This window comes from Ferruginibacter lapsinanis (assembly GCF_020783315.1).
Classification (GTDB): domain Bacteria; phylum Bacteroidota; class Bacteroidia; order Chitinophagales; family Chitinophagaceae; genus Ferruginibacter; species Ferruginibacter lapsinanis.
Map to the genome: position 1 here is coordinate 2,584,273 of NZ_CP086063.1, position 26,743 is coordinate 2,611,015.

20 protein-coding genes are annotated in these 26,743 nt (G+C 37.5%); 15 read left to right on the forward strand and 5 right to left on the reverse strand.

The annotated features are described in order from the left end of the window. The first annotated feature begins 39 nt into the window (after positions 1–39). The 4 genes from LK994_RS10905 (at position 40) to LK994_RS10920 (ending at position 4,732) form a co-directional block, all read left to right on the forward strand. Positions 40–1,128 (forward strand): chorismate mutase, encoded by a 1,089-nt coding sequence (locus LK994_RS10905; protein WP_229760112.1) that lies wholly within the window; start codon positions 40–42, stop codon positions 1,126–1,128. A 242-nt stretch (positions 1,129–1,370) separates the two neighbouring features. Continuing rightward, the gene (gene aroB, locus LK994_RS10910) at positions 1,371–2,390 is read left to right on the forward strand and encodes a 3-dehydroquinate synthase (protein WP_229760113.1); all 1,020 of its coding nucleotides are present in this window, start codon (positions 1,371–1,373) and stop codon (positions 2,388–2,390) included. A gap of 17 nt (positions 2,391–2,407) precedes the next feature. Further along, a complete protein-coding gene (aroA, locus tag LK994_RS10915; protein WP_229760114.1) occupies positions 2,408–3,691 on the forward strand; it encodes a 3-phosphoshikimate 1-carboxyvinyltransferase in 1,284 nt (427 codons plus the stop codon). Between the two features lie 39 nt (positions 3,692–3,730). Beyond that, on the forward strand, positions 3,731–4,732 hold the full coding sequence (locus LK994_RS10920; RefSeq protein ID WP_229760115.1) for a chorismate synthase: 1,002 nt from the start codon (positions 3,731–3,733) through the stop codon (positions 4,730–4,732). 216 nt (positions 4,733–4,948) lie between these two features. On the opposite strand, the gene LK994_RS10925 is transcribed toward LK994_RS10920, so the two are convergent. Further along, entirely contained in the window at positions 4,949–5,926 is a 978-nt protein-coding gene (locus LK994_RS10925; RefSeq protein ID WP_229760116.1) for a YARHG domain-containing protein, read from the reverse strand. A 216-nt stretch (positions 5,927–6,142) separates the two neighbouring features. Here LK994_RS10925 and LK994_RS10930 point away from each other — a divergent pair, with 216 nt between their 5' ends. Continuing rightward, complete coding sequence (locus tag LK994_RS10930; protein ID WP_229760117.1) at positions 6,143–6,649, forward strand: hypothetical protein; 507 nt, start codon at positions 6,143–6,145, stop codon at positions 6,647–6,649. Between the two features lie 357 nt (positions 6,650–7,006). Here LK994_RS10930 and LK994_RS14545 read toward each other — a convergent pair whose 3' ends face one another. From LK994_RS14545 to LK994_RS10940, 3 genes are all read right to left on the reverse strand, one after another. After that, a complete protein-coding gene (locus LK994_RS14545; RefSeq protein ID WP_262907795.1) occupies positions 7,007–7,141 on the reverse strand; it encodes a hypothetical protein in 135 nt (44 codons plus the stop codon). A 110-nt stretch (positions 7,142–7,251) separates the two neighbouring features. Then, positions 7,252–8,331: an AI-2E family transporter gene (locus tag LK994_RS10935; RefSeq protein ID WP_229760118.1), complete on the reverse strand. Its 1,080-nt coding sequence runs from the start codon at positions 8,329–8,331 to the stop codon at positions 7,252–7,254. A gap of 193 nt (positions 8,332–8,524) precedes the next feature. Further along, complete coding sequence (locus tag LK994_RS10940; protein WP_229760119.1) at positions 8,525–9,349, reverse strand: universal stress protein; 825 nt, start codon at positions 9,347–9,349, stop codon at positions 8,525–8,527. A 310-nt stretch (positions 9,350–9,659) separates the two neighbouring features. Between LK994_RS10940 and LK994_RS10945 the strand changes: the two genes are divergently transcribed. Continuing rightward, on the forward strand, positions 9,660–10,430 hold the full coding sequence (locus LK994_RS10945; protein WP_229760120.1) for a DUF6089 family protein: 771 nt from the start codon (positions 9,660–9,662) through the stop codon (positions 10,428–10,430). A gap of 2 nt (positions 10,431–10,432) precedes the next feature. Here LK994_RS10945 and LK994_RS10950 read toward each other — a convergent pair whose 3' ends face one another. Continuing rightward, positions 10,433–11,983 carry a hypothetical protein gene (locus LK994_RS10950; RefSeq protein WP_229760121.1) on the reverse strand — a complete coding sequence of 517 codons (1,551 nt, stop codon included), beginning with the start codon at positions 11,981–11,983 and terminating at the stop codon, positions 10,433–10,435. A 203-nt stretch (positions 11,984–12,186) separates the two neighbouring features. Between LK994_RS10950 and LK994_RS10955 the strand changes: the two genes are divergently transcribed. From LK994_RS10955 to gltB, 9 genes are all read left to right on the forward strand, one after another. Continuing rightward, positions 12,187–13,350, forward strand: a complete 1,164-nt coding sequence (locus LK994_RS10955; protein ID WP_229760122.1) for a 2-isopropylmalate synthase — start codon at positions 12,187–12,189, stop codon at positions 13,348–13,350. 32 nt (positions 13,351–13,382) lie between these two features. Then, positions 13,383–13,841: a DinB family protein gene (locus tag LK994_RS10960; RefSeq protein WP_229760123.1), complete on the forward strand. Its 459-nt coding sequence runs from the start codon at positions 13,383–13,385 to the stop codon at positions 13,839–13,841. Between the two features lie 23 nt (positions 13,842–13,864). Further along, the gene (leuB, locus tag LK994_RS10965; RefSeq protein WP_229760124.1) at positions 13,865–14,980 is read left to right on the forward strand and encodes a 3-isopropylmalate dehydrogenase; all 1,116 of its coding nucleotides are present in this window, start codon (positions 13,865–13,867) and stop codon (positions 14,978–14,980) included. A gap of 63 nt (positions 14,981–15,043) precedes the next feature. Continuing rightward, positions 15,044–16,723 (forward strand): dihydroxy-acid dehydratase, encoded by a 1,680-nt coding sequence (gene ilvD / locus LK994_RS10970; RefSeq protein WP_229760125.1) that lies wholly within the window; start codon positions 15,044–15,046, stop codon positions 16,721–16,723. A 26-nt stretch (positions 16,724–16,749) separates the two neighbouring features. Further along, positions 16,750–18,498: a biosynthetic-type acetolactate synthase large subunit gene (gene ilvB / locus LK994_RS10975; protein WP_229760126.1), complete on the forward strand. Its 1,749-nt coding sequence runs from the start codon at positions 16,750–16,752 to the stop codon at positions 18,496–18,498. An 11-nt stretch (positions 18,499–18,509) separates the two neighbouring features. Further along, positions 18,510–19,175, forward strand: a complete 666-nt coding sequence (gene ilvN, locus LK994_RS10980; protein WP_229760127.1) for an acetolactate synthase small subunit — start codon at positions 18,510–18,512, stop codon at positions 19,173–19,175. Positions 19,176–19,263: 88 nt separating this feature from the next. After that, on the forward strand, positions 19,264–20,748 hold the full coding sequence (gene ilvC, locus LK994_RS10985; protein ID WP_229760128.1) for a ketol-acid reductoisomerase: 1,485 nt from the start codon (positions 19,264–19,266) through the stop codon (positions 20,746–20,748). A gap of 87 nt (positions 20,749–20,835) precedes the next feature. Continuing rightward, positions 20,836–22,089, forward strand: coding sequence for a threonine ammonia-lyase IlvA (gene ilvA, locus LK994_RS10990; RefSeq protein ID WP_229760129.1), 1,254 nt, complete (start codon positions 20,836–20,838; stop codon positions 22,087–22,089). 102 nt (positions 22,090–22,191) lie between these two features. Further along, on the forward strand, positions 22,192–26,703 hold the full coding sequence (gene gltB / locus LK994_RS10995) for a glutamate synthase large subunit (RefSeq protein WP_229760130.1): 4,512 nt from the start codon (positions 22,192–22,194) through the stop codon (positions 26,701–26,703). Positions 26,704–26,743: the final 40 nt, after the last annotated feature.

Sequence of the window (26,743 nt, forward strand, 5' to 3'; positions counted from 1 at the left end):
TATTAGGCTTTAAGGGCAAAAAAACGTAAATTTGCGCAAATGGAAACACAAACTAACACAATGAAAGAAGTAATGCAGGCGAAATGGAATAAACGCCCTTTAATTATCAGCGGACCTTGTAGCGCCGAAACTGAAGAACAAGTGATTGAAACAGCTACAAGATTAGCTAAAACAGGTAAAGTAGATGTGCTTCGTGCAGGTATCTGGAAACCACGTACCAAACCAGGGTTATTTGAAGGTATTGGAGCAAAAGGTTTGCCATGGTTAGCACAAGCAAAAAAAATAACAGGGCTACCTACAACTGTAGAAGTAGCTACAGCTAAACACGTTGAAGATGCGTTGGCGTTTGATGTGGATATGCTTTGGATTGGTGCCCGTACAACAGTAAATCCGTTCAGCGTACAGGAAGTTGCTGATGCACTTCGTGGTGTTGATATTCCTGTATTGATCAAAAATCCTATCAATCCAGATCTTGAATTGTGGAGTGGTGGTATTGAACGTGTACAAAAAGCTGGCGTTAAACAAATTGGTATGATCCATCGTGGTTTCAGTAACTACGGAAATACAGAATACCGTAACGCACCAATGTGGCATTTGCCAATTGAAATGAAACGTCGTTTCCCGGATATGCCTATCATTTGCGATCCTTCACATATTTGCGGTAATCGCACTATGTTGCAGGAAACTGCACAAAAAAGTATCGATCTTGATTTTGACGGATTTATGATCGAAAGTCATATCGATCCCGATAATGCATGGAGCGATGCTAAACAACAAATTACTCCTGAACGTTTAGGAGAGATCATTGATGCATTGGTATGGCGTAACGAAACTTCTGATAAAGCAGAATTCTTAAATGCCTTGGCTACATTAAGAGAGCAGATCAATCACTTAGATGATGAATTGATCACCATCTTAGGTCAACGTATGAAAATTTCTGATAAGATCGGTGAATATAAAAGAGCAAATAACATTACGATCTTACAAACCAATCGTTGGAATGAAATTTTACAAAAAGGAATCCAACGTGGTGCTAAAGCTGGTTTGAGCGAAGATTTTATCACTAAATATTTTGATGCGGTGCATTTAGAAAGTATCAATCATCAGAATAAAATAATGAACTCGTAAGATTTTCTTTTTTTTTGTTACCGGCATTTGTTTTTCATGGCATCATCGTTGTGTCACTCACTTGTACGGTATACCATTATTGAACTTTTTTTGTCTGAATCTGGATTGTGAAGGTTAATAGATTTTCAGGATTTGAGCTAGCAAACATGTAGCTCTGCTTAATTGAAAATCATTTCAACTTTAATACTGTAATCCTATTCATCGTCGAATCTTCAAAATCCTGATTCAGACATTTACTCCATATGCAAACAACCAACGTTACCATCGGCAATAAACAGGTCAATTATTATTTTGATGCCAATTTTTCTTTTTTAGAAAACATCACATCAAAAAATAATACTATTATCATCACCGATGACAATGTTTTCAAATCTCACAGTGTAAAATTTGATGGTTGGAAAACCGTTGTGATCAAGGCAGGAGAAGAGCATAAACAACAATCTACAGTAGATTTTATCATCAGCGAATTAATTCGCCTGGGGGCAGACAGAAAAACTTTTATCGTAGGGGTAGGCGGTGGCGTAGTAACTGATATTACAGGCTATGCAGCGTCAGTATACATGAGAGGATTGAAGTTCGGTTTTGTACCAACAACGATCCTTGCAATGGTAGATGCTTCTATTGGTGGTAAGAATGGGGTAGATGTTGGTGTGTATAAAAACCTGGTAGGATTGATCAAACAACCTGATTTTTTATTATTCGATTATTCTTTATTGCAAACATTGCCACAAACACAGTGGGTAAATGGTTTTGCTGAAGTTATAAAACATGCTTGCATTAAAGATGCTGCAATGTTTGACCTCTTGGAAAATACAACGTTAGAAAATTTACAAAAAGATAAAGCTGCATTGGCTGCGTTGATAGAAAGAAACGTAAATATCAAAACCAATGTAGTGATACATGATGAATTTGAGCAAGGGGATAGAAAATTGTTGAACTACGGGCATACGCTCGGTCATGCGATAGAAAATATTTACGAATTATTACACGGCCATGCAATCAGCATTGGTATGATTGCAGCCGGAGCTATATCAGAAGAAATAAATAATTTTTATTCTGAAGATCTCGAAAGAGTAAAAAAATTGTTGGCACAATATCATCTGCCCACACAAATGGAATATGATAAAGCAAAGATCTGGGAAGTATTAAAACTAGATAAAAAGAAAGTAAGCAATGAGATGAATTTTGTGTTGCTGAATAAAATTGGGGATGCCACTGTACGTGCCATCCCGATGACCCAATTAGAACAATTAATTAAATAAAGTTTAGTTAGAATAAAATGATTGTAACAGTACACCCATCAGTAATAAAAGGCAATATACTGGCACCTACATCTAAAAGTAGTATGCAAAGAGCATGTGCTGCGGCTTTGTTGCATGATGGAGAAACAACGATTGCCAATCCGGGAAAAAGTAATGATGATGTAGCAGCAATTGATGTTATTCAAAAATTAGGAGCCGTCGTTGAAATTCAAAACGAAAAAGTAAAAATTAAAAATACCGGAACAGGTGCGGTAAGTGGAGAGATGAACTGTGGCGAAAGTGGTCTCGGAATAAGAATGTTTACTCCGTTGGCTGCGTTAAGCGCTCAGCCCATCACCATCAACGGCACAGGAAGTTTATTAACCCGTCCGATGGATTTCTTCGATGAAATATTTCCCCAGCTGGGTATTGCAATAACCTCTAATGGCGGTAAACTGCCCTTGCAAATTCAAGGGCCACTACAACCTAATGATATTACTATAGATGGTTCACTAAGCTCACAGTTTTTAACCGGCTTATTAATGGCCTATGGCAAAGCAGCAACTAAGCCTTCAACCATCACCGTTCGGAATTTAAAAAGCAAGCCATATATAGATCTTACCTTACAGGTAATGAAACATTTTGGATATGATGTGGTCAACAATAATTACGAATCGTTCACTATAAACCCTAAACCCCTAAATGCTACCCCTATAAGCTACACAGTAGAAGGTGATTGGAGTGGAGGGGCTTTCTTAGTTGTAGCAGGTGCTATTGCCGGTGGTATTATCATTAAGGGGTTAGATGTTCAATCAACGCAGGCAGATAAAAAAATATTGGAAGCAGTAAGAGATAGCGGAGCATTGTTATCAATTACCGATACACAAATAGAAGTGGCGCCGCCATTAAGTTTGAAACCATTTCAGTTTGATGCAACCGATTGCCCGGATCTTTTTCCTCCATTAGTGGCATTGGCAGCATATTGCAATGGTACAACGGTAATACAAGGCGTAAGCAGATTGGCGCATAAAGAAAGCAACAGAGGACTTACCTTGCAAGATGAGTTTGGCAAGATGGGTATCAAAATAGATCTGCAGGATGATCTGATGCTTGTATATGGCGGTACTGGTGTAAAAGGCGCTACCGTTCATTCCCGTCACGATCATCGTATTGCAATGGCATGTGCAGTAGCAGCGTTAAAAGCAGATGGTGATACAACCATAGAAGAAGCAGAAGCCATCAATAAATCGTATCCTGATTTTTATGAACACATAAAACAATTGGGAGCAAGTGTTGAAGAAATAAAGAACGTTAAATTATAATAATCTAAAAGCCCCTTTAGGGGTTGGGGGTAAAATTTTATGAATTCATTCGGACGTCTTTTCAAATTAACCATCTTCGGCGAATCGCATGGCGAAAGCGTTGGTATCAATATCGACGGATGCCCTGCAGGCCTACCGTTAACAGTAAACGATTTCTTACCCGATATTGAACGCAGAAAAGGAGGCACACAAAAAGGAGCTACACCTCGTCAGGAAACAGATCTGCCAATTTTTAAAAGCGGCATCTTCAACGATATAACAACTGGTGCGCCTATCACGATCTTATTTGAAAACAACAATACCCGTAGCGGCGATTATGCAAAACAACGCAGTCACCCACGTCCGGGGCATGCAGATTTTGTAGCCAGCAAAAAATTTGGAGGCAACGAAGATTACAGAGGTGGCGGACATTTCAGTGGCAGATTAACGGTAGCCATGGTTGCAGCAGGTGTTATCGCAAAAAAATTATTGCAGAATATAGAAGTTAAAGCAACCATCACAGAAATTGGTGGTGATACTGATACTGAAAGAGGTTTACAAAGAGCCATCGATGCAAAAGATTCTGTTGGCGGTATTGTAGAATGTCGTGTTACAGGTTTGCCGATCGGTTTAGGCGAACATTTTTTCGATTCGGTAGAATCATTGTTAGCACACGCCGTATTCGCCATTCCTGCCGTACGTGGCGTAGAATTCGGAACCGGTTTTGCCGCAGCAAAAATGCTGGGTAAAGAACATAATGATCCCATCGAAAACATGGAAGGCAAAACAACTACCAACCATGCAGGTGGAGTAGTAGGTGGGTATACTAATGGTAACGAACTGGTGTATCGCATTGCCATCAAACCAACATCAAGCACACCACAAGATCAGTTTACGCTGAATTGGGAAACACAACAAATGGAGACCTTTGCCGTACGTGGCCGTCACGATCTTTGTATTGCTCTTCGTGTACCTGTAGTGCTAGAAGCCGTTACAGCCTTCGTTTTGGCCGATCTTATGTTATTGGAACAAAGAATACCAAGAGTACTCAACACTAAATAATATCATCTCTTAAAAAATAGTATCCCTGCTATGCAAAGCATAGCAGGGATTTTTATGTTACGGGCATTTGTTCTTTGTTGAACTTAGGTGGCGTCATGCACTTGCCGATGTTAAATCGGCATTCCGAATTTACTTCGGGACTTGTACTTTATATCTTTATTGAACTTTAATTGAAGCGTATGTTGTTGGTCAGGCGACCAACAACGGGGAAAATACCTAACCTCTTCCAAAATAATCATAATACTCTTTAGCTATTTTTTCATATTTTAACAGGAGCGTAATATTCTTTTTTTCAGTATCTGTAAAAGTTGCTTTAATGTCTGTGCTTACAGGTATATACCAAGATTGTCTATCGAAAAAGACACGTAAGGGCCTGCTTTTAAAAGAATAACCATGCCTTGCATAAATGGTGTTTCTTATGATAAATAGATCTCCTCTATTAAGGTTAGTAAGATCATTTTCAGTTAGTAGGGTACTACTTGCATTAATCAAATATATTTTTTTTGTTGCAGAAGCGAAGTGAGTGTCTTCCTCAAACTCATAAAATTCTTCTCTCTCTTCTTTACTCATTTTTGATAATATTCGCTTCTTTTCTGCTTCACTCATTTCAGGTTTGTTCCAATCTATGTATCTTGAGTCTGCTATTAATGCCTGATTTGGATCATATTTAAATTGTTTTTTTACTAAGGAATATTTTCTCTTTTCTATTTCGATTTTTGCAAAAGCTTTCCATATGCCATTTATGATTGTGTCTTTTAAAATAAAAGAAAAAGTACCATCGTTTTTATTGTTGCCAGGTTCTTTAGCTTCTACAAAAGAGGCTGTATCATTTTTGGAAATTGTTCCCTCAAACGGTCTGTTGTTTCCTGCCACTACAGTATGTCCTTTGATATTATTTTGATCAATACTGTCAATAAATAAGGTGATTTTATTTTCTCTTGTCCAATGAAAAGCCTCACCAGCGGTTACAGATTTAGCCCATTTCGTTGAATCATCAAGATCAACTTCAAATATGCCAACATAAGTACCTGTAATATCAATTTCCTTTTTTATTTTTTTACTTTGTATGCTGTCTATTTGCGTGCCTTCTTCCACAATAATTTTTACGTTGTCATTCTTTACCAAATTATTACAGGAAGAAAGAGATATTACGATTAGGGAGAATCCTATGATGAGAATTTTTGCTTTAGACATGTGTGTATTGTTTATGTTCAAATATAAATTATTCAGATAATATTTTTGTTGACATCTTGTATCATTTTCGATTGGGATTCTGTCTCACGAGTCTTCCTTCATAATCTACACTTCACGAAAACCTGCATACTAAAAATGTAAAGCATAAATAAATATCGTTGTAATGAAAAACTAATCATATATTACTCTTATAACCTTCATTCCCAAACCAACAGTATGAGAACGATCTATAGTATTTTCTGCCTTGCAATTCTATCCATCATACTTCCCGGTTGCCCATCAATGTATTATCTGGCGTTGGAAGAACCTGCTGAAAGAACCGTCACAATTGATACCGAATTACTGGGAACATGGCGTTCACAGCATTACTCTGAAGATTCTACTGAAATAGTTATTGAAAAATTAAACAAGAAACAATATCGTATTCTAAGTAAAGTAAACACTGAAGGGTATGGATATACATCTTCAGATTTTGTAGGCTGGATATCTAAAGTGGGTAACAGAAGTCTCATGTCACTTAATGAAAGTTCTTCACTGATTTATTATTTCGCCGAATGGGAAATTAAGCATGGCGCACTTACGGTAAAGTTACTGTCACTTCCACCTGCTGATAAATATGATCATTCAGCGCAGCTAAATGAGTTTATCAGTTCCAGCTATTCAAATAAAACTATGTATTATGATGAGGATACAAAGATGATCGATCTGAAAAAAATACGATAGTGAGACAAAATAGTTATATTCAATAAATTGTGTCAATATCACATTTTAAATGGTCAAAAAAATAAAACGTAGCTTGTAATATGAAAGTATTACTCTTTGTTCCACTGTTTATCGCAATAGTTTTTTTTGTAGGCGTATTATTGTTCAAAAAGAAGCCGTTCACAGAAAAACTAAAACAAAAACTATTACTAGTAGGAGTTGGTTGTTGTGTGATATCAATTATTGCCGTTTTGATCTCCGTATATCTTTCAGGAAATAAAATTCAATTACTAATATTGTCTTGTCCTGGCATAATTCTTATAATTGCCCTCGAGCAGCTTAGACAAAGTAAGAAGATAGAAAATAATTCATAGTGGATTAGGCTTTATGACCAGCAACAGCATTAGCTACAACAGGTGTCTTAGCCGATTTACAGGTATTGCATTTGCTTAGCATGAACACTACCAGTAAAATTAAAATTACTCCTATACCACCTGTCAGATATTTTCTCATATAAATATTTATAGAAAGTTAGTTATTAAAATTGAATGATGCAATAGTAGGGGCTATCTCACTTTGATGCACAACTTCAGGTAACTATAGTAGAATTCATAAATAACTCTCTATATTATTTTATCCTGGTAAAGCATTTGCTGCACTCTTGTTCCCATTGATTGATCGTCTTCATATTTGGTTAGATAAAATACTTCAAAGTATGCTTTGACAATGGCAGTTAAAGGAGTGGCCAATAAGATGCCTATGAAGCCGAAGGCTGCACCCATTGCCATTACAACAAACAGTATAGAGACCGGATGTATTTTCATAGTACTTGACCGTACTCTCGGCATAATAAAATCAGCCATTATTTCATCAGTTGCAAAATAGAAAACGATCACCCAGGTAGCTACGTATCCGTTGATGGATAATGCGACTAATATTGGCGGTATTGCTTTTATGAAAAAGCCTATCCTTGGTATAAATTCTGTGAAGAATGCAAGTGCACCCCATACAAATGCTCCGGGGATGCCCAATAAATTCAAGAAAATAGTTACCATAACTGCGTTGGAGAAACCTCCGATCAAATTAGATTTCATCCATCCTTTTATCATTACAGATATTTGTGTAAATGCAATGGTGGCCTTGTTCCTTTGTGTTGGGGGAAATACCTGCAGATACAATTCTAATAACGGTTGTGGGGTTGCTACCATGAATACAATCAGGCTTATGAATACAATAATAACTATAATAGATGATAACACTGAAAGAGAAAAATTTCCTGCCTGCATTAAGGTACTGGGCATAGAGGGAAACCATGATGAAACGCTTGCAGGGGTGATCCTGATTTTTTCCTGAAGCTCAGGATATGCAGCAAACCATGAACTTACATTGTTTGAAGCCTGTATGGAATAGGCCGGAAGATTTTTTGCCACAGAAGAGATCTGGTCAGTAATCTTTGGGCCTACAAGTATTGCTATGCCGGCAAATGCAATAAATATTATAGTAAACACAATAGCTGTAGACCAGATTCTTTTTATCTTTCTCTTCTCCAATCGTACAACAGGATCGTTTATGGCAATTGATAAAACAATGGCAAAAAGGAATAGTAAGATCACACTTATGATCGTATAAAAGAACCACATCAGTATTATTACAGCAGCCGCTAAAAAAATAGCCTTGGCAAGTTGTTTATATAAATTATTCATTTGTGGTTTGCATAACAGGTAAAAGAGCGGAAGGGTAAAAATTTATCACGTCCTTACCATTAAACACTTACAAATGTAGAATAGAGCTTTATGGGAACTGTTACAATATTTATTCGGAGAATTACATAATTCACAGTTTTATATTCTCTTCAGATTGTTAGCCCTTCAATTTTACCAATAATGCTCCTCCGATTTATTCATCATGCATACACAGCACAGGTATCTCTGATTTGGTAATAAATTTCTTTGTATTGCTTGTATGAAAAAGTTTTCCAATTAAACTATGCTTTTTAGGGATCACAATGATCATGTCCATATTATGTTCTTTTGCAAACTGATGAACACCAGCTTCAACATCCGTATGCTCGATATAATGATACACAGGCTTTATGTCGTCTAGCATTGTATGCAGCAAAACGGTCTCGTGTGGGGTGATCTCTATAAATCGATTATGGGTAGATATTTTAATTACGTGAAGTCTTGCATTGAATGTTTTTACAATTTCCTTTATTCTGTCTGCAGGTGTTGTTTCTACGGCTTCTGTAAAATCGCAGGCAAATCCGATGTTTTTTATGCTGCTGTATTTTTGCACTTCGGGGATAGCAATTATTGGCCAGGTTAAATGCCTGATCGTGGAGAGGGTAGTACTTCCAAAAAATATATTTTCAAGGTCGGTTTGTCCTTTTGCTCCCATTATAATAATAAAGGGATTAATTTTTTTGCAATAGGTTTCCAGGTCCTCAGGCATATAACCAAGTATAGCTTCTGTACTAACATTAACGGTATTGCCTGTAATTGATTTTATTTTTTCTTCTAATGCAGCCATGCTTTCCTCAGCAGCATGCTTCATCTCCAATACATTTACAGATTGCAATGGAAGTTCTGCAGCGCTTACTGGTATATGATAGGTATGAAATAAAATGATATCAGCTCCGATGGCTTTTGCCATTTCAGCTCCATAATAAGCGGCATTTGTAGCCACTTTGGAAAAATCGGTAGCAATGAGGATCTTTTTCATTATAGTTTATTTTATGACTTGAAGCTACAACAAAATTGTGCCAATTAAAACAACTAATATCAGTTTTACAGGTAGGTAATAAGAATAGGTTACACCCAATCTCATTGGTCAGACATTGCAGTTGTGTTATGTCATGGCATTACTGTATCAAATAATTGCTTGTTGGTTAGATTGCGTCAATGATCTTTTAACATATTGTATTGAAAATCTTTTTTAGTTTAGGGTTGAATTTAAATCCATCCCATGCATTAATTATACATTAAGGTTTCCAAAGCAACTGCTTTCATTCATCACGTTAAAATGTATAATTATGAAAGCAAATGAAAAACTCCTCTCACTATTTGTTATTGCAGTAGCATTCAATACTGTTTCTGCAAAAGCACAATTATTCAGCAATATAAGCATTGGCGCAAATGGAGGTGCATATGTTTACCAGGGAGATCTTGCGCCGTCTGGTATGGGGTCATTAAAGACTACCACAGCAGGCTTTAATATTTATGCTCAAAAAGCATTGAGTGATTATCTGTCATTTCGTTTCAATGTTGGTATTGCTAAATTGAGAGGGGATGAAAGTAAATACAGTTCTCCTGCATACAGGCAACAACGGAATTTTATGTTCTCTACACCATTGAAAGAATTATCCGGGCTTATTTTATGGAATATCAAAGGGAGTAATTTCAGTAATAATGGAGCTGCTCCTTACTTATTAAGTGGCATAACTTTCTCTTTTCTACGAACTCAAATAGATTATAGCAGGTTAGATACTTCTCAATATAAAGATCCCACAGTGTTTGCTAATATTGCCAGAGATGTAAATCACGGCACACCTAGGGTGATCCCTGTGATACCAATTGGTGGGGGAGTAGAATTTCCGCTTTCACAAAAATTATTTCTTACTACAGAAGCATCGTATCGGTTCTCATTCACAGACTATATAGATGGCTTCAGTCTTGCTGCAGGCCCCGACAAGAAAGATCATTATTATAGTGCAACGATCGGGTTAAGGTATAGATTCAATAACAATGATGATGAAGGCAGTGGTAAAGGCAATAAGACAGGGTGTCCTGCAAATGTTTATTAATATTAGGAGTAGTTTCTTTTATTGCTGAATTTCTTTTTTAAGACTTCCTGCACCGGTATGTTTTCAAGTTTGCTTTCTATCCAGGAAATGATATCTAGGTAAATAAAAGCACGGGTTTCAAAGCGATTGTTTTGATGATGTTTTAGTTTTAATAAAAGCTTTTCCAGTTCAGGCTTAATTGTTCTTACAGATAGATGAAAGGAATTGCGTAGGAATTTGAATATCTCTTCTTCCACTACGCTAAGGGTCTGCATCTTTGCCATAAAGCGATATACTGATTTGATCAGATGGTCCAGTATTTTTTCGTTTCCTAGTTCATAATGTGCAATGAGATGCAGCAAACGAGAGTAGCACTGAAGATCCGACCGCAGGTCCATTTTCCAGTTGATTATTTTATTCAGGTAATCGATGGCTTTTTCATAGTTGCCACTACCAAAATACAAACAAGCAATTTTGTAGTAAAAAACTAAAATACGGTGTCTGTCCAGGTATATTTCATACTCTTTTAATTTGGCTTCAATTTCCGGTATCAATTCAATACCTTCTGAAAAACTTCCTTCTAAAAAATGTTTGTTGAAGACAGATATCGTTCTGTATACAAAACACTGAATGCTGTTGTTGATACTGCTTTTAACAATGTCGCTATCGCAAAAGAGATCAAATTTATCAAGTGTTTCTTTTAGCTTCTGATGATTGGCCAGGTCAAAATGTGATCCCATCAAGTTGTGCATGCCTTTAATATAGTGGCCACTTTCAATGGCGATCATATATGGCTCTTCTTCAAAAATATTCACCCATTTTTGAGTGTAGCGATAATATTGTAAAAAATCCTGGCGTATAAAGGCGTTCCAGCAATAACTCTGGTATAAAAATAATTTTTCAAAAAAAGATTTGCATTTGCCCGCTTTGTCTCCCAGTTTTTGAACAAAAAAGTTTTCTACTTCATTTGCTTCCTGCTCATTACGGGCATGGCCATGATTAATGTACCAACTGTATAATTGTAAAGCCAGATTAGAAAGCTGCGAAACTAAAGATAACGTGTCATTAACTTCATCAGCCTCTTTGCTTAATTGGTCGGCCCTGTTTTGGATGCTTCTGGTAATATGCAGTGCCTCGATATTTTTTTCAAAAAACAACGCCTGTTGCAAATAAGTAAATTGATTTTTTACTTTGGCCTGTTCTTTGAGTTTATCCAGCACTTTCAGACTTTGCAGGTACAATCCCTTGTTATACAATATACGGGCATAATCCATTTGTTCGTGTAGCTGAATATCGATATTGCTTTCGTCCGTTATCAATCGCAAACTGGATAAAAGTTGTTTGTATAAATGTGCTTTTAAATTGCTGAGTTGTTGTTTTTTGATCGACTCATTTTTCTTTAATAAGATGCCTTCATCATACGTATCCATTTTGTCAAGTGCATCAAATAGTTGTATGATCTTAAGATCGTCGGATGCAGTGTTTCTGGTGGCGTAAAGCTTAAAATTGCGTTTTTCGCTCTTTTCAAGCGATTTTATTAGTTGGAATAGAGGGTCTGTACTGCGGTTGGGCATCGTAATTGAAATAGTTTAAAATCCTATACAGTAAAGGCTTTTAGCCATAAATTCCCCCTTTATATAGCGTAAAAAATAGCGTTTTTTATTGTTGCTAACTGAACGTTTAGTTGTAAATTAGCAATCCATGTTTATCAGCCATATAAAAGCGGTTGCCAAATGTAAAACATTTAACCTCATTTGTATAAAAACAATGTAATTGTATGCCACAAAATAAGATATATATTTTCGATACAACCCTTAGAGACGGGGAACAAGTCCCAGGTTGTAAATTGAACACTGATGAGAAAATTGAGATCGCTCTTCAATTAGAAGAGTTAGGTGTAGATATAATCGAAGCCGGGTTTCCTATTTCCAGTCCTGGTGATTTCGCCTCTGTAGAAGCCATTTCCAAAGTAATTAAAAATGCTACTGTTTGCGGATTGACAAGATCTGTTCAAAAAGATATCGAAGTAGCTGCAGCTGCATTAAAGCATGCAGTTAAACCAAGAATTCACACTGGTATCGGCGCTTCAGACATACATATAAAATATAAATTCAATACAACACGTGAGGCAATTCTCGAAAGAGCTGCTGCAGCCACCAAGATCGCAAGAAACCTGGTGCCTGATGTAGAGTTTTTCTGTGAAGATGCCGGTAGGGCTGACAATGCATTTTTAGCTAAACTGGTAGAAACCGTAATAGCAGCCGGTGCTACCGTTGTAAATATTCCCGATACTACCGGTTATTGTTTACCTCATCAGTATGGTGAAAAAATAGCCTACCTGGTAAACAATGTTTCCAATATTGACAAGGCGATCATATCCTGTCATTGCCATAATGACCTGGGGCTGGCCACAGCTAATTCTATTTCCGGTATTATCAATGGGGCAAGACAAATTGAATGTACCATCAACGGCATTGGCGAAAGAGCCGGTAATACTTCTCTGGAAGAAGTAGTGATGATCATAAAACAGCACGAGGCTCTAGGGTTCTATACAAATATCAATGCTAAAAAATTAAATCCTATAAGTCATCTGGTCAGTGATACCATGCGAATGCCGGTCCAGCCAAATAAGGCGATCGTTGGTGCAAACGCATTTGCCCACTCTTCGGGTATTCATCAGGATGGATTTTTAAAAGAAGCCATCACTTATGAGATCATCAATCCTGAAGATGTTGGAGCTGATCTGTCTAAAATTGTTTTAACGGCAAGGAGTGGACGAAGTGCATTGGCTTACCGTTTCCAAAAATTAGGGTACGAGTTCAATAGAAATGATATAGATGCTTTGTATGAAGTTTTTCTGCATGTAGCAGATACTAAAAAAGAAGTGGAGGATGCAGATCTCGAGGTGTTGGCAAAAAATCATATCGCAGTAACAGCTTAATCTTTTTTATCCTTAATAAACTTGAGTGATTCATGGAGACCCAATTAAAAGTGTTGGCTTTTATACAAGAGACGTTCGAAAAAACACTGGATGGATATACAAATGAACAGATCAACCAAATTCCGGAAGGCTTTAAAAATAACCTGATCTGGAATTATGCACATATTATTTCTGCTCTTCAAATGTTATGTTATGTTAGAGCAGGTATTAAACCGGTTTTAGATCAGGGGTTTATCGATCGGTATAAAATAGGAACAAAACCGGAAGGAACCGTATCAGCAGAAGAGTATCAACAATACAAAGCATTTGCTAAGCTTGGAGTAGAAAAATTAGGAGAGGATTATGCAGCTCACAAGTTCGCAGGCTTTCAGGGTTTTAAAACAATGAGTGGCATTGAGTTGACGAATATAGAATTAGCCATCGAGTATGCAATCATGCATGCAGGTTTACATAGCGGATATATTTTAGCCCTAAAAAAGTTCATTAAATAATATTCGTCAATCGCAATACATATATGAAAAAGAATATAGCAGTAATATTAGGCGATGGGATCGGACCGGAAGTGACGCAGCAATCCATTAGAGTATTGGATGCGATCGCTGAGAAGTTCGAGCATGAATTTATTTATACTAATTGTTTAATGGGGGCTGTAGCTATTGATGCCACAGGGAATCCTTTACCTGATGAAACAATAGAGATCTGTTTAAACAGTGATGCTATTCTTTTCGGAGCAATCGGTCATCCTAAATACGATAATGACCCAACAGCTAAAGTAAGACCGGAGCAGGCTTTGTTTAAATTAAGAAAGGCTTTACAACTCTATGCCAATATCCGTCCGATAGCAACCTATCCTTCTTTGCACCATTTATCGCCACTTAAAGAGAAAAGATTAGAAGAAGTTGATTTTGTTATTTACCGAGAATTAATGGGGGGGATTTATTTTGGAGAAAAAAAGACAAATGAAGATCATACATGGGCAACAGAAGAATGCACATATACATCTGCCGAAATAGAACGTATCAGTCACCTGGCTTTTAAGGATGCACAAAAAAGAAGAAAGAAACTAACGTTAATAGATAAGTCAAATGTATTAGAAACATCAAAGTTGTGGAGGAAAATAGTAAAAGATATTGCGTTACAATATCCTGATGTACAGGTAGATTTTTTGTATGTAGATAATGCAGCCATGCAGATCATCATCAACCCAAAACAATTTGACGTGATCCTTACAGAGAATCTGTTTGGAGATATTTTGAGCCAGGAAGCCTGTGTGATAAGTGGTTCATTAGGCTTATTGCCTTCTGTGTCTATTGGTAATTCAACCGCTTTGTTTGAGCCTATTCATGGTTCGTATCCGCAGGCTGCAGGTAAAGATATTGCTAACCCTATCGGGTCAATATTATCTGCCGCAATGATGCTGGAGTATTTTGGAATGAAAGAAGAAGCTAAATTGGTTCGTAGTGGTGTTGAATGGACGATCAAAAATTTATTTGTAACAAAAGATGTCGATCCGATCAATTTTTATTTTACCAGTACAGTGGGAGAATTGATCACAGAGTACATCCACGGCAGAGTGTCAGGGGATGTTAATTTAGAAAATGTAGAATTACGAAAATCAACGATCATATAAAACAGCGTTTAACGTTTAACGCTGAACCTTTAAACGATTTAAACGATTTAAACGAAAAAAAGAATGGAACTAAACAAATACAGTAAGGTACTTACACAGGATGAAACTCAACCGGCTGCACAAGCAATGTTGTATGGTATAGGATTAACAGAAGCTGACCTGAAAAAAGCACAGGTAGGTATTGCAAGCATGGGTTACGATGGCAATACATGTAACATGCATTTGAATGACTTGGCAAAAGTGGTGAAAGAAGGCGTGTGGAAAAATGATCTGGTGGGATTGATATTTAATACGATCGGTATCAGTGATGGTATCAGTAATGGTACTGACGGTATGCGTTATTCGCTGGTAAGCCGTGATCTGATCGCAGATAGTATTGAAAGTGTTTGTGGTGGATTTTATTATGATGGTTTGATCGCTTTACCGGGCTGTGATAAAAACATGCCGGGTGCTATCATGGCAATGGGCCGTTTAAATCGTCCATCAATTATGATATATGGTGGAACAATTGCTCCGGGTCATTATAAAGGAGAAGAACTGAATATTATTTCTTCTTTTGAAGCTTTAGGTAAAAAGCTTGCGGGGACTATTACACCGGAAGATTTTAAAGAAGTAGTAAAACATAGTTGCCCGGGAGCAGGAGCTTGTGGTGGTATGTATACAGCTAACACCATGGCTGCGGCAATTGAGGCATTGGGCATGAGTTTACCTTATTCCTCATCTAACCCTGCAATCAGCGATGATAAAAGCAAAGAATGTTTAGATGCAGGAAAAGCAATAAAGATATTATTGGAAAAAGATATCAAACCAAGGAATATCATGACCAAGAAAGCATTTGAAAATGCGATTGTTACGGTTATGATATTTGGCGGCAGTACAAATGCGGTATTGCATTTGATCGCAATGGCTAAAAGTGTGGATGTGGATCTTACGCAGGATGATTTTCAACGCATCAGTGATAAAACGCCTGTGTTAGCAGATTTTAAACCAAGCGGAAAATATTTGATGCAGGAATTACATGCGCATGGTGGCGTTCCTTCTGTAATGAAATACTTGTTACAAAAAGGATTGTTGCATGGAGATTGTCTAACGGTAACGGGTAAAACAGTTGCAGAGAACCTGGCAAATGTTCCGGATCTAAACTTCGATACTCAAAAAATCATTTTCCCTCTAGAGCAACCATTGAAAACAACGGGGCACTTGCAAATTTTGTACGGAAACCTGGCAGAAAAGGGTAGTGTAGCAAAGATCAGTGGTAAAGAAGGTGAACGTTTTGAAGGACCTGCAAGAGTATTTAATGGTGAAAAAGATCTGGTGGCAGGAATTGCAAGTGGAAGAGTAAAAAAAGGCGATGTTGTTGTAATAAGATATGAAGGTCCGAAAGGTGCGCCGGGTATGCCTGAAATGCTGAAACCAACTTCAGCAATTATGGGTGCCGGTTTGGGTAAAGATGTTGCATTGATCACAGATGGAAGATTCAGTGGAGGTTCTCATGGTTTCGTCGTCGGGCATATCACTCCGGAAGCATTTGAAGGAGGTTTGATTGCATTGGTGCAGGATGATGACATCATAGAACTGGATGCAAGCGCAAACAAGATCAACCTGAAAGTTGCTGACGAAGTGATAGCAGAAAGACGCAAAAACTGGAAGCAACCGGCATTGAAAGAAACGAAAGGAGTGTTGTATAAATATGCAATGTGTGTGAAAGATGCTTCTCAGGGATGTGTAACAGATGAAGCATAAAATAATTAACAACTAAAATTTGAGTTATGGAAACTCTTGAAATAAAAGAAAAAGAAAAAGCGACTGCATCTATTCAAAACATCAGTGGTTCGCAAGCTGTGTTAGAAGCATTGGTTGCAGAAAATGTGGATACCATTTTTGGATATCCCGGAGGTGCTATCATGCCTATATATGATTCATTGTATGATTACGCTGATAAATTGAAACATATCCTCGTTCGTCACGAACAGGGGGGAATACACGCCGGACAAGGTTATGCCCGTTCATCAGGCAAGGTAGGTGTGGTGTTTGCAACAAGCGGACCGGGTGCAACTAACCTGGTAACTGGTTTGGCTGATGCTATGATCGATAGTACTCCGCTAGTATGTATCACCGGACAGGTGTTTGCACATTTGTTAGGTACAGATGCTTTTCAGGAAGTGGATGTAATAAATATTACAACTCCGGTTACCAAATGGAACTATCAGGTGACTGATGCTACAGAAATCCCCGGGGTATTGGCAAAAGCTTTTTATATCGCGGCAACGGGTCGTCCGGGGCCGGTGTTGATCGATATTACAAAGAATGCACAGTTACAAAAATTCGATTACGAAGGATATAAAAAATGTGATCACATTCGTAGCTATCGTCCAAAACCAATTGTACGTAAAAAGTATGTAGAGGAAGCTGCTAAGCTGATCAATGAAGCAAAAAGACCATTTGTAATTTTCGGACAAGGTATCATACTAGGTAAAGCAGAAAAAGAATTTAAAGCTTTCATCGAAAAAGGAGGATTACCTGCTGCCTGGACAATATTAGGATTGAGTGCTTTGGAAACAGATCATCCTTTAAATGTAGGGATGTTAGGTATGCATGGTAATTATGGCCCGAATGTATTGACCAACGAATGTGATGTCTTGATAGCCGTTGGTATGCGTTTCGATGATCGTGTAACCGGCCGTTTAGATAAATATGCAAAACAAGCAAAAGTGATTCATTTGGATATTGATCCTGCAGAAATTGATAAGAATGTAAAAGCAACTGTTCCTGTTTGGGGCGATTGTAAAGAAACATTGCCGATGTTGACCAAATTGATCGAGAAAAAAAATCACAAAGATTGGATCAGTAAATTTCATGAACACATTCGCAAGGAAGCAGAAGTAGTCATTAAAGATGAACTGAATCCGACAGGAGAGGTGCTTACAATGGGAGAAGTAATAAAAGTATTGAATGAGTTAACTGATGGGAATGCGATCATTGTAACCGATGTTGGTCAGCATCAAATGGTAACTTGTCGTTATGCAAAATTCAATCAGTCAAAAAGTAATATTACTTCCGGTGGAGCAGGTACTATGGGGTTTGCTTTGCCTGCAGCAATTGGTGCAAAATACGGAGCGCCAGAACGTACAGTAGTAGCAATTATCGGTGATGGTGGTTTTCAAATGACCTTGCAGGAGCTGGGTACGATCATGCAATTTGACGTAGATGTTAAAATAATTATTCTGAACAATCAATTCCTTGGAATGGTACGTCAGTGGCAGCAACTATTCCATGAAAAAAGATATTCATTTGTCGATATCACCAGTCCTGATTATATACAATTAGCAAAAGCATATAAGATTGAGGGGCGTAGTATCTGCAAAAGAGAGCATCTTAAAAATGCATTGAATACCATGCTTACACATAAAGGTTCTTATTTGTTAGAGGTAATGGTCGGTAAAGAAAACAATGTGTTCCCGATGGTGCCACAAGGCAGAGGGGTTGCTGAAATTATTTTAAGTAAAGAAGAATTGTAAAAACGAATTTTATGTCAAAAGAAAATAACGGTATCGAAAATCTGGATATTACTACACCTCCCGGCGGGCATGTAGTTGTTGACAAATCTGGTAAACTGGAATTTACAATTACAGTGTACACTGAAAATCAGGTAGGTCTATTGAGTCGTATTGCTATTATGTTTTCAAGAAGAAAAATAAATGTAGAAAGTTTAAATACATCTCCTTCTGAAATTGAGAACATACATCGTTTTACCATTGTGATCAATGAGTATGAAGATGTAGTACGTAAACTTTGCCGCCAGATAGAAAAGCAGGTAGAGGTATTGAAAGTCTATTATAATACAAACGATGAATTGGTATGGCAGGAGGTTGCTTTGTATAAAGTGCCAACCGGTATTATCGCTGATATCGTAAAAGTAGAAAGATTGCTCAGGCAATTTGGAGCAAGAGTTATTGCTATCACGAAAGATTATACCATTTTTGAAACAACCGGGCATAGAGAAGAAACAGACAGGTTAATAAAAGTGTTTGGACAGTTCGGACTGATAGAGTTTGTAAGAAGTGCAAGAGTTGCTATTATAAAAGACAGTAGCGGTTTCCATGAAAAACTTCGTCAGTTTGAGGCCAGAGAACCAGGCGAAGATGTAATAGAAAATGAATACCTGAATCAGCAAGATCATATTTTTACTATGTAAAATGTTGATTCCCGGAAAAAAATGAAATAAAATTCGTGTAATAAAGCATATAAATATTCATCTAACAAAAACAAAAAATAAAAAACAAATGGCTAATTATTTTAACACATTACCGCTTAGAGAAAAACTAAATCAATTAGGTGTATGTGAATTTATGGACCGCAGCGAATTTGCGGATGGTGTAAATGTTCTAAAAGGTAAAAAAATTGTGATCGTAGGAGCAGGTGCTCAAGGTCTTAACCAAGGATTAAATCTAAGAGATTCTGGATTGGATGTATCATATGCGCTTCGTGCAGATGCGATCGCTGAAAAAAGACAATCATGGAAAAACGCTTCTGAAAATGGATTTACTGTTGGAACTTACGAAGAGTTAATTCCTACTGCGGATTTAGTTAGCAATTTGACTCCGGATAAACAACACACTGCTGTAGTAAGTGCAGTAATGCCTTTGATGAAAAAAGGTGCTACGCTTTCTTACTCTCATGGTTTTAATATAGTAGAAGAAGGAATGCAAATTCGTAAAGATATCACTGTGATCATGGTTGCTCCTAAATGTCCGGGTTCTGAAGTAAGAGCAGAATATGTTAGAGGTTTTGGTGTACCTACATTGATCGCTGTGCATCCTGAAAATGATCCGGAAGGAAAAGGTTTAGCACAGGCAAAAGCATATGCAGTTGGAACAGGTGGTCACAGAGCGGGTGTATTGAAATCATCTTTTGTTGCGGAAGTAAAATCTGATCTGATGGGAGAACAAACTATTCTTTGCGGTTTGTTACAAACAGGTTCGATTCTTTCTTTTGATAAAATGATTGAGAAAGGAATTGACAAAGGGTATGCATCTAAGTTGGTACAATATGGTGTTGAAGTAATTACTGAAGCTTTGAAACAAGGTGGTATTACCGGTATGATGGACAGATTGTCTAATCCTGCAAAAATTAAATGTTTTGAAATTTCTCAGGAATTAAAAGTGATCATGCGTCCATTATTCCAAAAGCACCAGGATGATATTATGAGCGGTGAATTCTCAAGAGTAATGATGGAAGATTGGGCTAATGGAGATAAAAATTTATTAGCATGGAGAGCAGCAACAGGCGAAACCGCTTTTGAAAAAACGCCTGCAGGGGATATGAAAATTGCAGAGCAGGAATATTTTGATAACGCTTTATTAATGGTTGCTTTCATCAGAGCCGGTGTTGAACTGGCATTTGAAACAATGGTAGAAGCCGGTATCAAACCTGAATCAGCTTACTATGAATCATTGCACGAAACACCATTGATCGCTAACACCATTGCACGTAAAAAATTATTCGAAATGAATCGTGTGATTTCTGATACTGCTGAGTATGGTTGTTATTTATTCGATCATGCATGTAAGCCATTGTTAGCTGATTTTATGAAAACCGTAGATACAGATATCATCGGTAAAAATTTCAATGCCGGTAAAGATGGCGGAGTAGATAACAGAGAATTGGTTATTGTAAATAAAGAGATTCGTCAACATCCAATTGAATCAATTGGTGCCGTATTGCGTCAGGCTATGACGGATATGAAGACGATCGCTACGAATGCATAAAATCGTTGTATACGTTTAATGGTTTAACGTTTAACGGTTCCCTAACCTTAAAAGATATAAACCATTAAACGTTCTAACGTTAAACGAATGAGTACTACTACAAATAATATCGGGCTTGACTTCTCTGCAGCAATGCAGCGATTAAAGGATATTGTAGTAAGAACTCCATTGCAACTCAATCAGAATCTTTCTAAAAGGTATAATTGTAATGTTTACCTGAAAAGAGAAGATCTCCAGGTTGTACGCTCTTATAAATTACGGGGTGCGTATAATATGATGAGCACATTGCCTACTGAACAATTGCAAAAAGGGGTGGTGTGTGCCAGTGCAGGAAATCATGCACAGGGTTTTGCATTTAGTTGTAAAAAATTAAATGTCAGGGGAGTGATCTTTATGCCGGTTACAACTCCCAATCAAAAGATCCATCAAACAAAAATGTTTGGTGAGAATAATATTGAGATCAAACTGGTTGGAGACACTTACGATGATTGTGCCTCAGCTGCAAAGAAATATACACACGAGCATCATATGACCTTTGTATCAGCTTTTGATGATTACAAGATCATAGAAGGACAAGGTACAGTTGCTGTTGAAATTCTGGAAGACCTCAAGGATATCGATTATTTGTTTGTACCGATAGGCGGTGGCGGATTAAGCGCAGGAATGGGAGTTTATTTTAAGTCCGTTTCTCCTAAAACAAAAATAATTGGTGTTGAACCCTCCGGTGCTCCCGGAATGTACGAGTCTATAAAAGCCGGTCATCCTGTAACACTCACAACGATGGATCGTTTTGTAGATGGAGCGGCAGTTAAAAGGGTAGGAGATATTCCTTATAATATATGTAAGCATGTGGTGGATGAAGTGCACCTGGTTCCTGAAGGTAAAGTATGTACCACTATTTTAAAGTTGTACAATGAAGATGCAATTGTGGCCGAACCCGCCGGAGTATTATCAATTGCAGTGCTGGATGATTTTGCAGAGCAAATAAAGGGGAAGAATGTTGTATGTGTGCTAAGCGGCGGAAATAATGATATAGACCGCATGCAGGAGATTAAGGAACGATCCTTGCAATACGAAGGATTAAAACGTTATTTCCTGATTCGGTTTGCTCAAAGGCCCGGAGCATTAAAACAATTTGTGAATGACGTACTTGGGCCGGATGATGATATTACAAGATTTGAATATATACAAAAGCATAATAAAGAAACAGGACCGGCTTTGGTAGGATTAGAATTAAAGGAAAAAGAGCATTATGAAGAATTGATTCATAATCTAAATAAATATCTGATAAATTATACCGAATTAAAGAGCGATGACATCGTTTTCGATCATTTAGTGTAGTTATTTATGATACAAATCAATAAATTTTAACAATTTTTAAGTAAATTCGCAGCTAACGATTGCTGCCGTAAAAAAAGATTAACCTAATACTTTTATATACTTATGGCAAACAGTACTGGTTTATATTTACCCCAGTTAGAACATGATTCATGTGGTATCGGATTTGTAGCAAATATTAAAGGCAATAAATCTCACCAGAACATTTCGGATGCGTTAACCATATTAGAAAATATGGAGCATAGAGGTGCAACCGGAAGTGAAAAGAATTCCGGCGATGGCGCAGGTATCTTTATACAGATCCCTCACGAATTCTTCTTTGATGAATGCGTAAAATTAGGCGTTCATCTTCCTGCATTTGGCAAATATGGAGTTGGTGTTGTATTTTTTCCCAAAGAGATCAAACTTAGAGAAGAGTGCCGTGAAATTTTTGCCAGAGCTGCTGAGAAATTAGGGCTTGAGATATTATGCTACAGAAGTGTTCCGGTAAATACAACCGATATCGGTCCAACAGCGTTGTCTGTAGAACCGGTAATGGAGCATGTATTCATCGCTTGTCCGGATCATATTCAAAATACGGATGAATTTGAGCGTAAACTCTTTGTATTACGTAACTATGCAAGCCATACTATCAGTAATACTGTTCGTAAAGATGCCATTGGTTTCTACATAGCCTCTTTATCAAGCAAAACAGTTGTATATAAAGGACAATTAAGAAGTATACAGGTTCGTAATTATTTTACAGATCTTACTAATAAAAGAGTTGTATCAGCATTTGGTTTAGTACACTCACGTTTTGCTACCAATACATTCCCTTCATGGAAATTGGCGCAACCATTCAGGTATATTGCTCATAACGGGGAGATCAATACATTACAAGGAAATCTTAACTGGTTAAAGGCTGGCGAAAATAGTTATGAATCTCCTCTTTTTACTAAAGAAGAGATGGAAATGCTTACACCTATCACTGTTCCCGATCAGTCAGATTCTGCCTGTTTGGATAACATGATAGAAATGCTGGTACTTTCAGGTAGATCTGTTCCCCATGTAATGATGATGTTGATCCCTGAAGCATGGGATGGTGATGATAAAATGGATCCGGTTAAAAAAGCCTTCTACGAATATCATGCTTCTATCATGGAACCATGGGATGGCCCGGCTTCTATTTCATTTACCGATGGTAAAATTATTGGAGCAACATTAGACAGAAACGGACTACGTCCTTCAAGATATTGTGTTACACATGATGACAGAGTTATTATGGCTTCTGAGTCTGGCGCATTGATCATCGATCCTAAATTAGTGAAAGAAAACGGAAGGCTGCAACCGGGTAAAATGTTTGTGGTTGATATGGAGCAAGGACGTATCATCAGTGACGAAGAAGTTAAGCATACTATCTGTTCACAAAAACCTTATGGGGATTGGTTGAATAAATACAAAATTCGTTTAGAAGAATTGCCTGAACCAAGAGTAATGTTCACTCATCTGGAACATGATCAGATCTTCAAATATCAAAAAGCATTTGGTTATTCTACCGAAGATCTGGATACTATCATTGCTCCAATGGCATTGGATGGTAAAGAGCCGATCGGTTCAATGGGTACAGATACGCCTTTGGCCATCTTAAGCGATCAGCCTCAACATTTAAGTTCATATTTCAAACAATTATTTGCCCAGGTTACTAACCCTCCGATAGATCCTATCAGAGAAAGACTGGTAATGTCTCTGGCAACTTTTGTTGGTAATAATGGAAATGTATTGGTAGAAGATCCATTAAGCTGTCATACAGTAGCATTAAAACATCCTGTTCTGTCTAATCATGAATTAGAAAAGATCAGGAGTATTGATACCGGTATCTTTCAGGCAAAAACATTACAAATATATTATAGAGCAGATGGCAAACCCGATTCAATGAAAAAAGCATTGGATAGAATTTGTCGTTATGCAGTAGATGCAGCGCAGGATGGTTTTGAAGTATTGATTTTGACCGACAGGTCGATCGATTCAGATCATGCTCCTATCCCGTCATTGTTAGCAACAGCAGCCATTCATCATCACCTTATCCGTAAAGGATTGCGTGGAAGTGTTGGTTTAGTGGTAGAAGCCGGTGATGTTTGGGAAGTACACCACTTCGCTTGTTTGTTAGCGTTTGGTGCAACTGCTATCAATCCATATTTGGCATTATCCAGCATACGTGATATGAAACTATCTGGTAAATTGGATACAGATCTGGATGTAGAACAACTTAAAAAGAATTATACCAAGGCCGTTAAAGATGGTTTGTTGAAAGTGTTCTCAAAAATGGGAATTTCAACATTACAATCTTATCAGGGAGCACAGATATTTGAAATTATCGGTTTAAATAAAACGGTAGTTGATAAATATTTCACCGGTGCGGTATCTCGTATCGAAGGTATGGGGCTGGATGAAATTGCTAAAGAGAATTTAGCGAAGCATCAATATGCATACAGTAGAAAAGAGGTGCCTGTAGACAGGTTATCTGTAGGTGGTGTGTATCAATGGAAACGTAAAGGTGAATTCCATTTATTCAATCCGCAAACCATTCACTTACTGCAATATTCTACAAGAACGGATGATTACAATACGTTCAAAAAATATTCGAAACTTGTAAACGATCAAAGCGAAAAGGCTTGTACGTTGAGAGGCTTGTTTGAATTCAATCCAAATCGTAAATCTATTTCAATTGATGAAGTAGAACCTGCAGAAAATATCTATAAGCGTTTTGCCACAGGTGCAATGAGTTTTGGCTCTATCTCTCATGAAGCACATAGTACATTAGCTATTGCAATGAATCGCTTAGGCGGTAAAAGTAATACGGGAGAAGGAGGAGAAGATGAAATGCGTTATACGCCATTACCTAATGGTGATAGTATGCGTAGTGCGATCAAACAGGTGGCTTCTGCAAGATTTGGTGTGACGAGTTACTACCTTACTGAAGCAGACGAATTGCAAATTAAAATGGCACAAGGCGCTAAGCCGGGTGAAGGAGGACAATTACCTGGTCATAAAGTTGATGACTGGATCGGTAAAACCCGTCACTCTACACCGGGTGTGGGGTTAATTTCTCCACCACCGCACCATGATATTTATTCTATTGAAGATCTGGCTCAGTTAATATTCGATTTAAAAAATGCTAACCGAGCTGCAAGAATAAATGTGAAACTGGTTTCTAAAGCCGGCGTAGGTACTATTGCTGCAGGTGTTACAAAAGCTAAAGCAGATGTAGTGTTGATCTCTGGTTTTGATGGTGGAACAGGAGCGTCTCCGGTTAGTTCTATCAAACATGCTGGGTTACCTTGGGAACTTGGTTTGGCAGAAGCACAACAAACATTAGTAAGAAATAAATTACGCAGCAGGGTTGTATTACAAACCGATGGTCAATTGAAGACCGGTAGAGATATTGCGATCGCAACTTTATTAGGTGCTGAAGAGTGGGGTGTGGCAACAGCTGCATTGGTTACCGAAGGTTGTATCATGATGCGTAAATGTCATTTGAATACATGTCCGGTTGGCGTGGCTACACAAGATCCTGAATTACGTAAACGTTTTACCGGTAATGCAGATCATGTGGTAAATCTTTTTAAATTCTTAACACAGGAATTAAGAGAGATAATGGCAGAACTTGGTTTCAGAACGATCAATGAAATGGTTGGACAGGCTGATTGCTTAAAAGCAAAAGATGATATCAAGCATTGGAAATACAGTAAACTGGATCTTTCTCCAATATTATACAAAGAACCCTCATTACCACATGTAGGTTTATACAACAGTGAGATTCAGGATCATGAATTGACTGAAGTACTAGATTGGAAATTATTGGCAGCTGCTAAACCTGCTCTGGAGAAAGGAGAAAAAGTATCAGCATCATTCCCTATCATAAATTTAGATCGTACGGTTGGAACTATCTTATCTAACGAAATATCTAAAAAATATAAAGGCGAGGGATTACCTGATGATACCATCCACTTTAAGTTTACAGGTATAGCCGGACAAAGCTTTGGTGCATTTAATGCAAAAGGACTGACACTAGAATTAGAAGGTGGAGCAAACGATTATTTTGGTAAAGGTTTAAGTGGAGCAAGATTGATCGTATATCCTAATACAAAAGCAACTTTTGTTCCTGAAGATAATATCATCATTGGTAACGTTGCTTTTTATGGGGCTACATCCGGAGAGGCCTATATCAGAGGTAAAGGAGGAGAAAGGTTTGCTGTACGTAACTCAGGTGTAAGAGCGGTTGTAGAAGGTGTAGGAGATCACGGTTGCGAATATATGACAGGAGGAACGATCGTTATTCTTGGAGATACAGGAAGAAACTTTGCAGCTGGTATGAGCGGTGGTATTGCATATATATATGATGTAAAAGGAAATTTTGCTGAACAATGTAATCAGGAGATGGTTGATCTTGATCCGGTAGGAGATGATGATAAAGCAGATCTATTGCAATTGATCACTAATCATTATCAAAACACAAAGAGTACAGTGGCCAAATTCGTAATTGATGATTTTGAAAATCAGGTGAAGAATTTTGTAAAAGTATTCCCTACAGATTACAAAAAAGTGTTGCAAAACAAAAGTGCTAAAGTGAAAGCATAATAAGAGAAAAAATCTAGAATACAGAAGATCGAATATAGGA

What these genes read in the sequence shown, in the direction of transcription:
- LK994_RS10905 (WP_229760112.1), top strand. Translation starts at nt 40, where the DNA reads ATGGAAACACAAACTAACACAATGAAAGAAGTAATGCAGGCGAAATGG.
- aroB (WP_229760113.1), top strand. Translation starts at nt 1,371, where the DNA reads ATGCAAACAACCAACGTTACCATCGGCAATAAACAGGTCAATTATTAT.
- aroA (WP_229760114.1), top strand. Translation starts at nt 2,408, where the DNA reads ATGATTGTAACAGTACACCCATCAGTAATAAAAGGCAATATACTGGCA.
- LK994_RS10920 (WP_229760115.1), top strand. Translation starts at nt 3,731, where the DNA reads ATGAATTCATTCGGACGTCTTTTCAAATTAACCATCTTCGGCGAATCG.
- LK994_RS10925 (WP_229760116.1), bottom strand. Translation starts at nt 5,926, where the DNA reads ATGTCTAAAGCAAAAATTCTCATCATAGGATTCTCCCTAATCGTAATA.
- LK994_RS10930 (WP_229760117.1), top strand. Translation starts at nt 6,143, where the DNA reads ATGAGAACGATCTATAGTATTTTCTGCCTTGCAATTCTATCCATCATA.
- LK994_RS14545 (WP_262907795.1), bottom strand. Translation starts at nt 7,141, where the DNA reads ATGAGAAAATATCTGACAGGTGGTATAGGAGTAATTTTAATTTTACTG.
- LK994_RS10935 (WP_229760118.1), bottom strand. Translation starts at nt 8,331, where the DNA reads ATGAATAATTTATATAAACAACTTGCCAAGGCTATTTTTTTAGCGGCT.
- LK994_RS10940 (WP_229760119.1), bottom strand. Translation starts at nt 9,349, where the DNA reads ATGAAAAAGATCCTCATTGCTACCGATTTTTCCAAAGTGGCTACAAAT.
- LK994_RS10945 (WP_229760120.1), top strand. Translation starts at nt 9,660, where the DNA reads ATGAAAGCAAATGAAAAACTCCTCTCACTATTTGTTATTGCAGTAGCA.
- LK994_RS10950 (WP_229760121.1), bottom strand. Translation starts at nt 11,983, where the DNA reads ATGCCCAACCGCAGTACAGACCCTCTATTCCAACTAATAAAATCGCTT.
- LK994_RS10955 (WP_229760122.1), top strand. Translation starts at nt 12,187, where the DNA reads ATGCCACAAAATAAGATATATATTTTCGATACAACCCTTAGAGACGGG.
- LK994_RS10960 (WP_229760123.1), top strand. Translation starts at nt 13,383, where the DNA reads ATGGAGACCCAATTAAAAGTGTTGGCTTTTATACAAGAGACGTTCGAA.
- leuB (WP_229760124.1), top strand. Translation starts at nt 13,865, where the DNA reads ATGAAAAAGAATATAGCAGTAATATTAGGCGATGGGATCGGACCGGAA.
- ilvD (WP_229760125.1), top strand. Translation starts at nt 15,044, where the DNA reads ATGGAACTAAACAAATACAGTAAGGTACTTACACAGGATGAAACTCAA.
- ilvB (WP_229760126.1), top strand. Translation starts at nt 16,750, where the DNA reads ATGGAAACTCTTGAAATAAAAGAAAAAGAAAAAGCGACTGCATCTATT.
- ilvN (WP_229760127.1), top strand. Translation starts at nt 18,510, where the DNA reads ATGTCAAAAGAAAATAACGGTATCGAAAATCTGGATATTACTACACCT.
- ilvC (WP_229760128.1), top strand. Translation starts at nt 19,264, where the DNA reads ATGGCTAATTATTTTAACACATTACCGCTTAGAGAAAAACTAAATCAA.
- ilvA (WP_229760129.1), top strand. Translation starts at nt 20,836, where the DNA reads ATGAGTACTACTACAAATAATATCGGGCTTGACTTCTCTGCAGCAATG.
- gltB (WP_229760130.1), top strand. Translation starts at nt 22,192, where the DNA reads ATGGCAAACAGTACTGGTTTATATTTACCCCAGTTAGAACATGATTCA.